Origin of the sequence: Paenibacillus litoralis (assembly GCF_046244365.1) — a bacterium.
In the GTDB taxonomy this organism is placed as follows: domain Bacteria; phylum Bacillota; class Bacilli; order Paenibacillales; family NBRC-103111; genus Paenibacillus_V.
In genome coordinates this window covers 1,916,913-1,932,713 of record NZ_CP176395.1, presented here as the reverse complement: position 1 = coordinate 1,932,713, position 15,801 = coordinate 1,916,913, and the positions used below count along the sequence as shown (strand labels likewise).

Here is a 15,801-nt window from a genome sequence, read left to right as displayed (position 1 = left end):
AATCCGAACATGTTCTCTCGGGAAAATTGTACCAGACGCTACTGAACAATTTCTGAACATGCTCGCCATCCCCTCAAACAAGCGCATTCCCTTCCCCAGAACGATTCGTTCTCAGGGAGAAAGGCCGCCGCGGCAAAGCCCCAATCGCTACTGATGCATTAAAAAAATCGGTGCGTGAAGCCGAGTTCTGCCGACCTCTAAATTCATCATCAGCTACCCGCGATCTTACAAGGGTTACGGCATGGATGATAGCAATACATAATCAAGATTTAGCGCACCGCTGAAGTTGGTCATTCGGATCGTATGCCGTCCCTGCTGCAGCTGAAACACCAGATCGTTACCGTCGGCATCCTGGAGCAGCGCATTGCGGCGGTCGTTCCAGCCCGGCGTCTGCGCAAAATGGAACATCGACGCGGGCCCCCCGTCTACACTCAGCGTGCGGAAGGAATTGTCGGCCATCGTCGCATAGCGCAGCACGATCCGGTACTCGCCGGACTCCGGCACGTCGAACGCCCATTCGAGCGAATGCCCGCGGTTGTCCCAGCCGAAGAAGGCGTCTCCCTGCGGATTGCCCGACGTATGCGATCCGCCCTTGAACGCGATGGTTACCTTGCCGCCGTCCTCATACGAGAAATCCTCGGCCTCCACGATTGGCCCGATATAGGTTTCGCTCGTAACCGTCGCCTTGCCCGGGATCGACGGCTCAATCGGGATGCCGATCGGAACCGATGCCGGAGCGGGCAGGGCTGCAGCGCCGGACACGCTCGCCAAAACATACGTCTTGCCCGGCTCGGCGGTAAAGCGGATGTTCCCGTTCAAATATACGGAAGCAGCCGGTGTCAGCTCATTAACGTCCTTCAGCGCGAACTCATATACCGCGTAATCCGGCAGTCCGCCAACCGCAACCTCGGAAGAAACGCGGCCGTCATAATCGAACCGATACGCCTCCTCAGCCGCTTTGGTCAGCTGCGCAGTGGCTGCCGCCGTCATGGTAAGCGATAGCGTGCCGCCGGCAGCATATGCTCCGTACACGACAGCCAGCACCGTTTCTTCGCCGTTTACGGTACGCAGAAATGCCGTCGTGCCGTCGCTTTGCAGCGCATCGGTCTGCTTCAGCGCCCGGCCGCCGCCGGTCATGAACGTATCGGTCGAACTTGCCGCCTGCGACTCTACGCGCACCGCATATGCATCGCCGGTCAATCCGGTGCCCTGCACCGGCCGCTCCGCAATCGTCCTCGGAGAGTTGCCGTCACGAACAGGCTCCATGACGGTGACGAAGCTCGTTGCCGATGTCCCGTCCCGTCTCGCAATGAGCATACGGTTGCCGTACGTACCGTTTTTGGAAAGTCCCGAGCCTTGATACACTTCGGTAATGTCCGTGCCGAGCATCGTCGTCCGGAATTGCCGCCCGTCGCCGATCTGCCACACGGTGCTCCAGGCCGATCCTCCCGCGTCCCCCTTGGCAAGCTGCTTGACATATTTGTAACCGATGCCGGAACCTAGCGGCGTTTGCGGATCGAGCGGCGACAGCGGGACGCTCGTCTCAACAAGCTCGCCGTCAATCGTTAGCGGATAGTCGTACCGGTGCGCCGACTCGCTGTCCGCACGGAATACGTCGATGACGTAATCCCCGATTTCCGCTACCGTACGTCCGAGCTTCACGCCCCGGTCGGCATATACATTGTCGTTTCCGGCTTCGATCAGCTTGAATACCGGCCCGATCGTCAGCGCGGACAAATAACCTGCAGAAGACCGGTTCGAATTGTCCGCCTTCCATTCCTCGTTGCTGTTTCCTTGCGGATACTGCGACGTTTCGTCCACGACGAGCGTGTTATGCGCGATCGTATGCTTCGCAAATTCCTTATGGCCGGCCGTTCCGTACCCGTATCGTCCCGGATCGGCGAGAATGGTTTTGCCGAGTCCGTACAGAACGATGCCGAGCTTATCGGCATGATAGTGGGCGAACGTCCCGAACGGGCTCCAGGGCATCGCGACGTTCGTCGACGTCATATAATCCCCTTCGGAACGAAGGAATGCGGCGCCGCTGTCCGCGAAGACCGAGCTGCCCAGCTTGTTGTAGCCCTTATCGGCGAAATATCCGCTGCCGATCCGGAATTCGCCTGCCGAAGCCGGCAAGGGCGACGTCTGAAAAAGGCCGTAGTCCGCGCCGGTGCCGGTCGTAAAGCGGCCGTCCCCGTAAGCGTAGCCGAGCAGCCAAGCGTATTTCGAATCGCCGTACCGTTTGTACGCCATCTCATAGGAATAGCCTCCGGTCAACTGCGTCGGATCCGCATCCCCGAACACCGGACGGCTCATGTCCGGGAACAGAAAATAGAACGGGGCGTCGTACAGTTCGCGGATCGACTTGTCTTCCACGGTCACGCTTCGTCCTTCCACTGGCGGAGGCACGTCGGATCCGCGATACGCCGTATCCCGCTCCCCGTCCAGCAAATAGCCGTAATAGTCGTATCCGCTATGATAAGCGGCTTCCGCCAGCAGCGTAATATACCTCAGTCGCTCCTCGTGGTAAGCCATCGTCTGCTCCCACCAATAGCCGTCGTCGTTGATGCCGTTGATCATGTTGTATTTCATGCCGTAGCCGTCGCGATCAAATGCGTAATTCAAGTAATCTTGATCCTGCAGCAAAAATCCGGCGACGCCGATCGCGGCATTCGTTACGCCCTGGTTGTTGAGTCTCCCTCTCGGCAATGCTTGCAGCCTCCGGACGGCTTCGCGAAAATAGCCGTTCTCGATGCGCAGCCGATCTTGCCCGGTCATGCCCAAGCTTCCGTAAACCAGATCGTAAGCCCATGCGAGCGGAACGACCATGTACCCGTCATCCTTGCTCTGATTGAACACATAATCGTACTGCTCGTAGTACGACGCGTATAGCAGCAGCAATCTCCGCGACATGTCCGCATACCGTTCGTCTCCGGTCAGTGCGTAGGCCACGGCAAGCGTGCGGGCGGCTTCTGCGGCGGGAAGATGGCGCGCGTCGTTTTTGGGAAAAGGAGAAAGTACCGCGGCATAACCCGTGAGCGCGGCATCAGCGGATACAACGACTCTGTCGCGGGCGGCCTTCAACCACGGGTAGACGTCCATGTTCGTCAGTGCGGCGTCGATCTCCTGGCGTTCGGCGAACAAGTAAGGATGCTGCATAACGGCAAATGGTTTCAGCCGGGGCAGGAACGAATACGGTTCGGCTCCGGTCACGGCCGATTCGCTGCCGTCCCCGTCCGTGACGGCGGCTGCATAATAACGCCGGTTCCATTCGGGATGCAAGGCCGCGTCGATCCGGTAAACGGCTTCCGTTACCGAAGCGGCAGCCGCGATTACCGCCGCCTCCCCTTTATTCGATTCGGTAATCGGTTCGTCCGAAGCGTAGAGACGAATCGATGCCGCCCGCTGCTCATCGCCCAGCGTCCAATAGAGAGCGATTTTGCCGTCCACGGCCGCCATCGCCTTCAAGGAACGAACCGGCTCGACCGGCGGCAGTTGAACCGGGATCGAAGCCTGACGCTCCTCGGTCGGCACCGATAGGCTTCCGTCCGCATATTTGGCGACGATCCGGTAATGGTAATCGGCGCCGGAAGCAACCGCTCGATCATAAAACCTTTCGACCTCCGACGTGCCGGCAAGCGATTGTTCATTAAGCGGGAAACCGCTGTCCCCGGCCCGGTAGACCGCATAACTGACCGGCTTGGCGTTTCCCGGGAACGCAATCCACTCCAAACGGACCGTTCCCGTATCGAGAGCTGCCGCTTCGAAATCGAACAAAGCCGGCGTTTCGGCCGCATCGAATGCGAAGAGCGCCGCATCGTCGAACCATATCGTCCCCGAGCCCCGATACAGCATCGGCTCGAGCTTGATCGACGACGTGCCGGGCGGCAGCGTCAGCTTTTGCACAACCTTAGCCCATTCCCCGCCGTTCGGCGCTACCGCGCCGGCATAGATCGTGGCACCGGACGATTGGCCCGCAGCGTTCCGAAACTGCACGCGAACGGTCGCCGCGCCTCCTGCTGAGAAGCGCACGTCGCTAGCTTTCGCCCAGTACCGCAGCACATACGTTTTCCCCGTTTGGACCGGAACCGTTCGCGTCAGCATGCCGACGCTGTCCGTCGTCGTAGCGGAAATGCGCGCCGAACGGAGTCCGCTCCTCGCTTCCCCGTATACGTGGGCTACGACCGCGTCGCCTGACGGCGTCCACGTTTCCCAACCCGGAATCGTTCCCGCGGCAGCGCCTTCTTCAAACCCGGAGTTGCTAAGCACGTTATTCCCTCCTGACGACAGCCAGACCGGGGCGCTTGGCGCCGCGGCCTCCTGCATAAGCGGTTGTACCGCCGCATAGCTCACATCTCCCATTGGAACCGCCGTAAAGACCAGCATCGCGGCGATCCAACCGGCCAGCCTACCTCGTATTCGTTTCATCCCTTACACCTTCCCCCGCAAGAATCGAGCTTCAGGTAGGCGGCAGCCGGTACGGCTATTCTTTGATCGCACCGATCATGACGCCTTTGACGAAATACTTTTGCAAGAACGGGTACAGAAACAAAATCGGCAGCGTCGCAACCATAATGGTCGCATATTTGATCGTTTCGCTGATAAAATACTTGTCGATTCCGCTTACCGACGAGGTCATACTCTCGACGCTGTTCGTCAGCAAAATCTCCCGCAGGACGAGTTGCAGCGGAAACAGCTCCCGGTCGCGCAAATAAATCATCGCCCCGAAGTAACCGTTCCAGTGAGCCACCGCGTAGAACAGCACCATGACGGCAAGCACGGGCAGCGACAGCGGCAGCACGATGCGGAACAGGATCGTCCAGTCGTTCGCCCCGTCAATCCGCGCCGATTCCTCCAGGCTGACGGGCACCCCTTGGAACGATGTGCGCATAATGATCAAGTTCCATGTGCTGATTGCGCCGGGAATGACAAGCGCCCACCTGGTATCGAGCAGATGCAAATCGTGCATGAGCAGATAAGACGGAATAAGTCCCCCGCTGAAAAACATCGTGAAAGTCACCAGCAGCATGACCGGCGTCGCAAGCATGACGTTCCGGCGGGAAAGCGTATAGGCCCCGAGACTCGTCATGACGATGTTGAGGAACGTGCCGGCAATCACATAGAACAGCGTATTAAAATATCCGACTTTGATCATTTCGTTATCGAACACCAGCTTATACGACTCCCAGGAAAAGCCGGCCGGCCAAAGCAAAATGCCGCGGTGGGCCATCAAGCGTCCGGGCTCGCTGAAGGAAGCCATCAGCACGTAGACGAACGGATACAGCGTGGCGATAACGAGCGCGATCATGAACAGCCCGTTCAGCGCGTCGAAAAGCCGCTCGCCGGGCGATTTTTTCATTCGCATGTAAGCTGCCCCCCTTACCACAAACTCGTCTGCGTCACGCGCCGGCTAATCCGGTTGGCGATAACGAGCAGGGCGAAATTGATGAGCGAGTTGAACAGCCCGACGGCGGCGCTGTAGCTGTAATCCGCCTCCAAAATCCCTTTGCGGTACACGTAAGTGGAGATGACGTCCCCCGTCTCGTACGTGACCGGGCTGTACATGAGCAATATTTTTTCGTGGCCGACGCTCATCATCGAACCGATTTGCAGAATAAACAGGATGATCGTAATCGGCATGATGCCGGGAAGCGTAATGTGCAGCGCCTGCCGCAGCCTGCCCGCGCCGTCCATCGTCGCCGCCTCGTACAACGTCGGATCGATGTTCGCAATCGCCGCCAGGTAAATGATCGATCCCCAGCCGATGCCCTGCCATATGCCGGAAGCGATATACACGGTACGGAACCATTCCGCCTTCTGCATGAAAGAAACCGGGGCCATCCCTAACCATTCGGTCAGCTGATTGATCAAGCCGTCTCTCGCCAGAAAGTCCGCCAGCATCCCGACCACGACGACGACCGAGATGAAATGCGGCAGATAGGACACCGTCTGCACGAACCGTTTCATCCACATCCGCCTAAGCTCATTCAGCAGAAGCGCGAGTAGGATCGGCGCCGGAAAAGCGAAAACAAGCTCATACACGTTAATCAGAAACGTATTGCGGATCAGTCTCCAGAAATAAAAGCCGTCCGCGAACGCGGCAAAATGCTTGAGGCCAGCCCACGGGCTGGACCAAATCCCTTTCGTCGCGCTGAAATCCTTGAACGCGATTTGCAAGCCGTATAAGGGCACGTAATGAAAAATGACATAATACACGACGACCGGAAGCAGCATCGCATAAAGAAGCCGATTTCGCAGCAGATCTTTGCCCAGCCTGTGCAGGAAGCCCGCTTCCTTGCCGAGGCCGGGAACCGCCGGACGTCCGCCCGGGAAAACCGCGGCGGCAGCCGCCGCGGTTGGTTTCGCATTCGTTCGCATCTTTGGCCTTCCTTTCCGCAGCCTTTACCGTTTGTTGTAACGGTCAAGCGCAGCCTGCTGGATTTGGATTGCCTTATCGATTCCCATGCTCTTGATCGTAGAGACGAATTTGTCGTAGCCGGTCATCGGCTCGACGCCCATGACGAACTTGTCGAGCATTTCGCCCTTGTACGTATTGATGTCATTCATAATAGAAGCGTACTGCGAGCTTTCTTCCGGCGTCGGCGTGATCGGCGGTAGCTGTTTTTTGTTCTCCGCTTTCATCCAAACGTCCAGTGATTCCCGTCCGCCCGGCGCCGCAGCCGCATTTTGCTCGATCCACCGCTTATCCTGAAGAAACGGCCCGCTCGAATTGGAGAGCGCGTACTTCGCCAGCGCGTGGGCGACCGGCAGCCCGTCAGGGTTTTTGAGCACCATGTCGGTAAACTTCGGATAGCCGTTGTCCAGCTTGTAGCTGTCGCCCTCGACGCCGAAGTTGAACAGCATATGCCCTTGCTGGCCGTATTTGTAATCGAGCCATTTGACCGTTTCTTCGATGTTTTTGTTCGAAGTCGTAATGGCCGCGCCGATGCCGCTGAACGCCGTATCCTTCTGCCCCAGCACCGGCTTGTCGCCCTTCTTCAAGACCGGATAAGGAGCCGCTGCGAGAGCGAACGTCGGATGTTTACCCTCCATCATTTGGGCGTGGCGGCCAAGCGTGTAAGTGACGAAGCTGCCGAGCCGGTCACCCGTTATTTTCGCGTCGCGCAGTTTGGCGTCGGTCGTCGCGTAATCGGCGTCGATCAGCCCTTCCTTATACCATTTTTGCAGCGTGGCGATAAATTCCTTAAAGCCCGGCTCGAGCAAGCCGTATTTGATTTTGCCGTCCTCCTGATAAAAAGCCGAGCTGACGCCCCACGCCCCCATAAAGGCGTTGCTCGTCGACCATTCCCCCCAATTGAGCAGCAGCGGAATTTCGTCCGGCTTGCCGTTCTTGTTCGGATCCTTCTCCTTAAACGCTTTCAAAACGGCGTACCATTCGTCAATCGTCGTCGGCATGTCGAGCTTCAATTGCTCGAGCCAGTCTTTGCGCAGCGCGGTCCCCATGTACGTTAGCAGGAAATCGTCGCCCCGCAGGAACGGAAACACATAGATGGCGCCGCTGTCGGTGCTGATCATTTTTTTGAGATCCGGCCGATCCTTCAACAGCTTGGAAAAGTTCGGCGCATATTTGTCGATGTATTCGTTCAGCTTGACGATCTTGCCGTCTTTGATGTACTTTTCCGGTCCGCCCGGCACGTTCAGCCAGTTGTATTCGATGACGTCCGTCATATCGTTCGAGGTCATCATCAGGTTGAACTGGTCTCCGGCTTGCCCGCCCGCCGGATGCTTGAAATCGACCTTCACCCCGGTCGCTTCCTCCAGCTTCTTGTATGCGGCCAAATCGCTGTAGCTTTTCATCGTCGCCGCCGAATTGGCATTCATGCTTACCCAGTACGATAGCTTCTCCAGCTTCTTGGCCGGCTTCGCGCTCTCCGCAGCCGGGCTAGGCGCAGCCGATCCTTTTGCGTCCGCAGGCGCATTCCCTCCCGATTTGCCGCAGCCGCTCGCCGCGACCGCAGCGGACAACAGCACGGCCATGCCGGCTGCTGCGGTTCGTTTCCGGTTATTTCTCATCTTTGTTTCCTCCCCATGATCAAGTCGATTCGACGTCTTCCCGTCGGTTCCCATGCTCGCATACCGGCGGAAATATGACCATGCTCCAGCTTTACGAACGATGCGCATTTGTTACGATTCGCGGTTTCCCGTTCTCCCGTCAACGGTTCGTTGTTGCGATTGTTCCGTTCGCCTCGCCGATATGCCGGTTCACGGCTTGTAAGAAGGCTCCGCTTGCTCGGCCTGCTGCCGGACCGCTTGCGATTCGCGGTATTTGCCCGGCGTAACGCCCTCGTATTTTTTGAACAGGCGAATGAGGCCCGCATCGTTCGCATACCCGACCTGAGCCGCGATCTGATTGATCGTCAGGCTTTCGCTCTCAAGCAGCCGTTTCGCTTCCCGTACGCGGGTACGCGCCATCATGTCGGCCAAATTCACCCCCGAATGCTTCTTATAGAAGGCGGACAAGTAATGCGGCGTCAGCTGAAACCGGTCTGCGATCGATTGGAGGCTGAGCATCGGATCCGGATAATGGGCTTCGATGTAGCCGGTGATTTCCTCGGCAAGCCGTTTCCCGCTGTCGGAGCGGCTCTCCCGGATATACCGGCAGATGGCGGCGGAAATATGATGCATTTCGTCCCGCATCTCGTGCGTCGTCCGGCAATCCGCAAGCCGCTTGACAGGATCGAACTTCTCGCCGAACACCGCATCGTACCGGTCTGAGACTTCATTCAACACTTTGACGAGCGTGCCCATCATATTGAAAAACAAACATTTGCCCAGTTCAAGCGGAATGGTCCGCGATTCGAAATTAAGGTGGAAAATGCGGTCGATCAGCGCGGCCGCCTTGTCGCCGTCCGCCGCTTTGATCAGGTTGATGAGCTGCAGCTCCATATCGATCGGATAATAAAAATGATCGGTGGCATGGCTCATTTCCCGGTAAAGGGTAATGGAGCTTTTGCCCTTCATCATGTTGTACTCGGCGGCCTGTACGGCTTCCCCGTAGCACACCCCGATGCGGCCCGCCCCTTCGTGTATATCGCTGATGCCGATGCTGAGCGGCAGCCGGAACCGCGACTCGATCCATCCTTTCATCTCCCGGACGGCCGTCTCCATGTCTGCCGCCGCTTCCGCCATTCGCTCCGGCGCCGCATTGATCAGAAAAGCGAGCCTGCTCTTGTCGAGCTCGATCGCATAGGCCGTATGCCTCGCGCCCAAACATTCCTGCCCGATGTTCGCAATGACGAAGCGAACCATGGCGGCATGACGTTCGGACGAATCGCCCGCTGCTTCTTCGCCGAACGTCAAGCGGTCGTCGGCATCGGCGATCACGACGGCAAACCGATCGGAGCCGAACGCGACTCCCATAAAGTCCAGCGCTTGCGGCGTAACGGCGGACGATTCGACGAATCCTTTGACGAGCCGGTTCAAAAAATGCGCGCGAACGTCGGGCGTCTGCGCGGCGACGATGTCGTTCGACCGTTTTTCGGCGTCCCATGTCCGTTTAAGCGCTTTCTCGATGAACCGGTATTCGTTGCCCTCCTCGCGAATGCCCTGCCATCCGCCGTTTTCTTCCCCGTCGTTCCGGGTAATCGCCCGCACGATTTCCCTCACCGGCCCGTACTGGCGGCGAGCGAGCGCATATGCGCCCGAAAGCCCGATGATCAGCACGACGGCAAGCAGCGTGAGCGCCCATTTCTGAACGGTGTGCACTTTGTCCAAGTAAACCGCCTTGGGCACGACCGATACGTATGTCCATCCGGACCGGCCGGACTCCGACGAGGAAACCATCATCGAACGGTCGTCCGCTTTAAACCCGATCCTGCCGCCGGCTGTCCGCTCGGTGAACAGCGAAGCAAAGTCGGTGCCGGCCGCCTGGCCGGCAGCCGTCGTCATGAGCAGCCGCTTTTGCTTGTCGAAGATGTAGATGTCGCCTCGGTTGCTCCAATCCAGGCCATCGATCAGTCCGCTTATCAAGGACGTTTGAATGGGGATGACGACCGCACCCTGCACGTTTTCCGTTTCCCCGTACGGCAAAGAGCGGATAAAGGTCAAATAGGGTTCTGCTTTGCCCGCACTTTGCTGCGGAACGTCCATCGAGGGCAAATACCTTTCGCCGCCCTGCAACAGAAGCTTGCGCCATTCCTCAAAGCTTACGCCCTCATAGCGAAAATATTGGGATGCGAAGGTCGGGGAATCGACCTTCACCTCCGGCGTCAATACGAGCCCGGAGCCGTCCAAATAAACGAAAAACGGGTAGCTCGTCCCGTTTCCTTTGCCGAATTGTTTGAGAACGCGCGTAAATTCGAGATAATCGTACGCGGGGAGCGGATGCTCTGCGGCGTGACCGCTAAGCAGCCACTGCAGCTTCGGGTGGAACGAAACGGTTCTGGCCAACTGCTCGACATCGTTCAACCGGCTGTCGACCGCCTGGCTCATCTGATTGAGCATCGCGCGATTGGAACGGTCGACGTTGTCCCCGATGACCGCCTCCATTTTTTTATAGAGCACGCTCTGCGCCAATACCGGAAAAAGCAGCAGCAGCAGCAAAGACAGAAATGTCGTAACGAAAATACTGCGCCGCCTAAACAGCCGTTTTGCCTCCGTCATAGCCCTATCGCTCCCCCCGCGTTGTCTGTTCGTAACCAAAATGCGTATATTTACCATACATCCGACCGTTTCGGCCCGTCAATACAAGCCTGCTCCGCCTGTCACCCTCCGATGACGCTGCGGCAGACCGTTCAACCCGCATGAAAACGGAACAGATTGTCGAACAGCACCAGGTGGTGGTCCAGCATTTCATCATACGAATAAACGGTGTCGCCGTAATCCAGCGCCATATTCGATTCGTATACCGCGCTTACCCCTCCGCATGCGTGGTGGATCGCGGAAGCAAGATTAAACGACGGCGGCGGATAGCCGTTGCTTACATCGGACATAAGGGTACGGACGTAGCGCATGCCGCGCCGCCCGCAATCTGCGGCCAGCCGCTCGTCAAACGCTTGCAGCCGCTCCCGGATAAAAGCGGGGACATAAGCGGTGTTCAAGATCTGGTTGACGCAGTTCGTCCCACCGTGCAACTGCACCGTGAAATCGGGCGCCTCCTCGGCGGCAAGCCGCAGCAGCAGCTTCGTCTCTTCGGCCATCGGCGTGAAAAAGTCGTCGTGCATCATATTGACGCCGTCGTCGTTGAAGTAGCCCCCGAGCCGGTCGACATGACCGAGCATCGGATGAACGGCTTTGCAGTCGGGCCAACCGCACAAGGTGCCGTCCTTCCACGTTCCTTGCACGTAATAGCGCAGCTCCTCGAAGCTCATGCCGGCCATCGTATCGTGCGGAATCCGCGCCCTGCCATCCGGGTTGGCGCAAGGCACGAGCAGCAGGCGGAAGCGGCCGAGGTTGCGGTGAAGATGCTCCCAGGCGACGCCGCGGCAATCGCGCCCCGTCTCCAGCACCCGAATCAAGTTGAGAATACCCGCGATCCCTTCGAGCTCGCCGCCGTGAATCCCCCCGACGATGAGCAGCACCGGCTTCGTCCGTTTGCTTTTGTCCGCGTAATAATCCGGATTCCCCGCCCCGCACGCGGAGCTGTAGTTCGCCCGTCCTTGCAGAGGCTCACGTTCGCCGTATTCGACGATGGGTATCGGCCTTCCTCCAGCGGAATGTCCAAGTATCCGCGACGAACCGTTCGAGAGACTGCCGAGCGCCTCCCCGATTTCATCCAAAGACGTCAGCCAAAAAGGCGGACGCTGCCGCTGCGGCATCGTTTTGTTTTCCATTATTCGCGTGTCTCCTTTGCCGTTACTATCATCAAGCTAATGGTGCCAGACGAACGGTTGCGCAGACATGGCTCATTTTTACGATCGGTGGCTTATTTTTACGTCCCACCCGATTCGGCGCTCCTTTTGCCGGTCAGATCGAACGTATCGTTCGCGCATACGGGACAGCCTTCGTTTTTCAGCTGTTCGATGGTAACGACCTCATGCCGATAACCGACTTCGACGGATTCGCCGCATCGTTTGCAGCGGTATGTGCGTTCGGTTCGTTTGATCTCGCCGGTATACAGCGCATCTTCGAACTCGCCGGCAATATCGGGAGCCGTCCGCTCCGTCGTTCTAAGGATGATCATCTGGCTCCGATTGCCGATCATCTCCGCCCCTTCGTACGCGTTGAATTGCGGGATGACCTCCTTGGCCACGAGGCCCATCCGGACGAACTCGCGCTGCATGGCGAGCGAGAAATCGGGCGATTTGTGAGCGAACGACAAGAAGACCGGCAACCCCTTCTCATACTTCAAGCCGCTTATGCCCCGGGAAATAAACAGGCTCATCCCCTGCAGCGTATAAGGCGGATCGGAAAAAAAGCAGTCGAACCGCCCTTGAAGCTCATCGGGCAAAGGCTGCCGCAAGTCGGCATGACGGCATTCGATCGGCAGCCCTTCCCGGTCCGCGATCTCGCGAATGCAGCGGATAAACCGTTCGTCGACATCGACGACGCAGATCGACGCTTTCGGTTCGCGCGCATCCGGAAACAGCCGCTTGAGCAGAAAGCCGAGCGAAACGCTGACCAAATCGTCGTCCCCTACGCATAACGCTTGCTTTCCGATCAGCGCATGCTCCCGCAAGCATAGAACCGCCCTTGCGAGACTGGTTTCCGCCGTGCATTTCGATTGATCGATTTGCACATTCGCTTGCGGCCGCGAATCGAATACGCGTTCGAGCATCGGCAAAAGATCGGCCAGCTCGGTACGCCAAGCCGTTTCCTCGGCCATCAGGCTCGCATACAGCCGCTTGTCGATCCCGCCGTATCCCCTCTCTTTTTCGATATACGCTTTTCCTTCTGCCGTACAGCGGACGCCGCTATCCTGCGCAAGCGCGCCCGCGCCGATCAGCTCCTTCTTGATTGCCGCCGCAACGGGAACCGGCAAAAGCGTTTTTCGCGCCAGCTCTTTCGTCGAGATGCCCGGTTTGACATAACATTCCAACAATAGCTGCTCGATTGCCCGCTTCCCCTCTTGAAGGTGCACGCGTCCGCTTGTTTCTTCGATATAGTTTCTCATTCCGATCCCTCCGCACCTGTTTTTGGGAAAAACAAAAAAGGCAGAACATGAACGTATCGTCCATCTTCTGCCCTTTTGGGGTGTTCACTGCGACGGCTTCGCATTCGGATTCAAATAAGCGCAGCATGTATGCGCAGATCCCGAAGGAAGTTACAAATAAACAAAGCCGTGCATAAGAGCACGGCTAGTTCGCAGTCAACCAGAGATATGGTAGATGCCCGTTGTTCTTAACTAATTGGCCGTCCCATCCGCACATGCCCAAAGAAACCACCCGAAAATGGATTTCGCGCACCGCTGCAAATGAACCGAACCGTATAAAGTTAATTAGTTAAGAACGCACGCAGACATCAAGACATCCCCTATTTGGTAAAGTAGGTTGTATTATACAGCAATCAGACATGAAATTCAAATGCGTTTTCCTCTCGATATCCTAAAGAAGTGATAACTTTTCGTATAGAAATGCCATGTTCACCCGGCCGGCCCGTTCGCTAGAATGAATACAGAATACGGAAGGGAGAATCTGACGATGAAACGACTGAAAATCGGGTTAATCGGGCTTGGCGAAGTTGCGCAAATCATTCACCTGCCTGTCCTGGAGATGCTCGGCCACAAGTACGAGATTGCCGCGATATGCGATATTTCGGACAGCCTGATCGCCCTCATGGGAGACAAATACCGCGTTCCCGAGGCTTGCAGATACAGCGATTACCGCTTGCTGGTCAAGCAGCCCGACCTCGATGCGGTGTTCGTTCTGAACAGCAGCGAGCTGCACAAGGACTGTACGGTCGCCGCCCTGCGCGAAGGCAAGCATGTGCTGGTGGAGAAGCCGATGTGCCTCACGATGCAGGATGCCGAAGCCATCATTCGGGAGAAACATGCAGCGGGCCGGCAAGTCATGGTCGGGTACATGCGCCGTTTTGCGCCCGCATACCGCCTTGCCCTGGAAGAAGTGAACAAGCTGGAAACCATCAACTACGTGCACATCCGCGATATTATCGGCGGCAACCAGCTGTTTATCGAGCAAAGCAGCAACGTTTACCGTCCCGGCGACATTCCCGATCATCTTTGGAAGGAACGCGCAGCTGCGAACGACGCCCAGCTTCTGGAGGCGTTAGGACCGGAGGCGCCGCCGGAGGCCAAGCAATTGTACGGCATGCTGCACGGCCTGTGCTGTCATGACTTGTCCGCCATGCGGGGGCTGCTTGGCATGCCGAGAGGCGTCGTGTCGAGCGCGGTCGGCGGAAACTTTCTCCATGTCGTGTTCGATTACGGGAGCTTTCTGGCCAGTTACGAGGTCGGCGGCGACAAGCAGCGGCGATTCGATGCGTTTATCGAGGTTTTCGGACCCGAGAAGACGGTTAAAGTACAGTACAATACCCCTTACATCCGCCAGCTGCCGACCACCCTGCATATCCAGGAAACCGTCGGAGAGAGCTACAACGAGACCGCGATTCGCCCGACCTTCAAGGATGCGTATGTAGAGGAGCTTGAGCATTGGTACGACGTCGTCACGCAAGGCGCGGATCCGGTTGCGACGGCGGAAGATTACGTGCAGGATCTGGAGCTGTACCGGATGATCATCAGCCGTCTGGTTGCCGTGAAGCCATGAGCGCGAATCGGGCGAACGGGAAATCCGTCCGCATCGGGCTTGTCGGCTACAAGTTCATGGGAAAAGTGCACAGCCATGCCTATCGCAGCATGCCCTATTTCTTCGATACAGGCGCAGAGCCGGTGCTTCAGGCGATCTCCGGCAGAGACGCGCAAAGCTTGACCGCCGCCGCTGCAGGAATGGGGTGGCATGATGCCGAGACGGACTGGCGCCGTTTGATCGAGCGCGACGACATCGATGCCATCGATATTTGTACGCCGAACGGCTCGCATTACGACATCGCACTGGCTGCCGCCCAGGCGGGCAAGCATATTTTGTGCGAGAAGCCGCTGGCCTTGAGCGTGGAGCAGGCGCAGAGCATGCTGCGCGCCGCCAAAGCCGCGAACGTCATCCATATGGTCTGCTTCAACTATCGCTTCGCGCCCGCCGTTCAGTTTGCCAAACGGCTGATCGCGCAAGGAACGCTCGGCGACATCTATCACTTCCGGGCCGTGTACCTGCAGGACTGGCTAGCGAATGAGAAGGAGGCCTCATCTTGGCGGGTCGATAAAAAAGTGAGCGGCACCGGCGCGCTCGGCGATCTGATGGCGCATTCGATCGATCTGGCGCGCTTCCTTGTGGGCGAAATCCGGGACGTGACCGCCCAGATGGCGTCGTTCCGTCCGCATGCCGATGTGGACGATACGGCGTCCTGCCTGGCGCGGTTTGACGGCGGCGCCGTCGGCGTGTTCGAGGCATCCCGTTTCGCCAAAGGTAACCGGAACGGCAACCGGATCGAGATCAACGGCTCCAAGGGCTCCTTGCGCTGGGATCTCGAGAACATGAACAATCTGCATGTTTATCTGGAGGACGACCCTCCCGGCTGCCAAGGGTTCCGCGTCATTACCTGCACGGAGGAAGCGCATCCGTTCGCTCAAGCGTACTGGCCGCCGGGCCACATTCTCGGCTATGAGCATACGTTCGTGAACCTCGTCTCCGAGTTCATCAGGGGGATCGCGACCGGCATTCAGCCGTCGCCCAGCTTCGAGGACGGGCTGCGCAACCAACTCGTGCTGCATGCGATTGAAACTTCCGCCCGGCTGGGACGGCGGGTCACGGTTTAACGGAACCGGATGCAATT

General features: G+C 57.9%; 9 protein-coding genes. 2 read left to right on the top strand and 7 right to left on the bottom strand.

Annotation, left to right across the window (positions count from 1 at the left end; genetic code table 11):
* Nucleotides 1–234 precede the first annotated feature (234 nt).
* The 7 genes from ACKGJP_RS07935 to ACKGJP_RS07905 all read right to left on the bottom strand — a co-directional run bounded on the left by ACKGJP_RS07935 (nucleotide 235) and on the right by ACKGJP_RS07905 (nucleotide 13,072).
* On the bottom strand, nucleotides 235–4,428 hold the full coding sequence (locus tag ACKGJP_RS07935) for a heparinase II/III family protein (RefSeq protein WP_409345121.1): 4,194 nt from the start codon (nucleotides 4,426–4,428) through the stop codon (nucleotides 235–237).
* A 55-nt stretch (nucleotides 4,429–4,483) separates the two neighbouring features.
* Entirely contained in the window at nucleotides 4,484–5,365 is an 882-nt protein-coding gene (locus ACKGJP_RS07930) for a carbohydrate ABC transporter permease (RefSeq protein ID WP_409345120.1), read from the bottom strand.
* Nucleotides 5,366–5,379: 14 nt separating this feature from the next.
* Nucleotides 5,380–6,378: an ABC transporter permease gene (locus ACKGJP_RS07925; protein WP_409345119.1), complete on the bottom strand. Its 999-nt coding sequence runs from the start codon at nucleotides 6,376–6,378 to the stop codon at nucleotides 5,380–5,382.
* Between the two features lie 24 nt (nucleotides 6,379–6,402).
* Nucleotides 6,403–8,034 (bottom strand): ABC transporter substrate-binding protein, encoded by a 1,632-nt coding sequence (locus ACKGJP_RS07920; protein ID WP_409345118.1) that lies wholly within the window; start codon nucleotides 8,032–8,034, stop codon nucleotides 6,403–6,405.
* Nucleotides 8,035–8,223: 189 nt separating this feature from the next.
* Nucleotides 8,224–10,623, bottom strand: a complete 2,400-nt coding sequence (locus ACKGJP_RS07915; RefSeq protein ID WP_409345117.1) for an AraC family transcriptional regulator — start codon at nucleotides 10,621–10,623, stop codon at nucleotides 8,224–8,226.
* Nucleotides 10,624–10,754: 131 nt separating this feature from the next.
* The gene (locus ACKGJP_RS07910; protein WP_409345116.1) at nucleotides 10,755–11,792 is read right to left on the bottom strand and encodes a M14 family zinc carboxypeptidase; all 1,038 of its coding nucleotides are present in this window, start codon (nucleotides 11,790–11,792) and stop codon (nucleotides 10,755–10,757) included.
* Between the two features lie 98 nt (nucleotides 11,793–11,890).
* Complete coding sequence (locus tag ACKGJP_RS07905) at nucleotides 11,891–13,072, bottom strand: bis-aminopropyl spermidine synthase family protein (RefSeq protein ID WP_409345115.1); 1,182 nt, start codon at nucleotides 13,070–13,072, stop codon at nucleotides 11,891–11,893.
* A 526-nt stretch (nucleotides 13,073–13,598) separates the two neighbouring features.
* Between ACKGJP_RS07905 and ACKGJP_RS07900 the strand changes: the two genes are divergently transcribed.
* Nucleotides 13,599–14,681, top strand: a complete 1,083-nt coding sequence (locus ACKGJP_RS07900; RefSeq protein ID WP_409345114.1) for a Gfo/Idh/MocA family protein — start codon at nucleotides 13,599–13,601, stop codon at nucleotides 14,679–14,681.
* Nucleotides 14,678–15,784: a Gfo/Idh/MocA family protein gene (locus ACKGJP_RS07895; RefSeq protein ID WP_409345113.1), complete on the top strand. Its 1,107-nt coding sequence runs from the start codon at nucleotides 14,678–14,680 to the stop codon at nucleotides 15,782–15,784. Before ACKGJP_RS07900 ends, ACKGJP_RS07895 begins: the two co-directional genes overlap by 4 nt.
* Nucleotides 15,785–15,801: the final 17 nt, after the last annotated feature.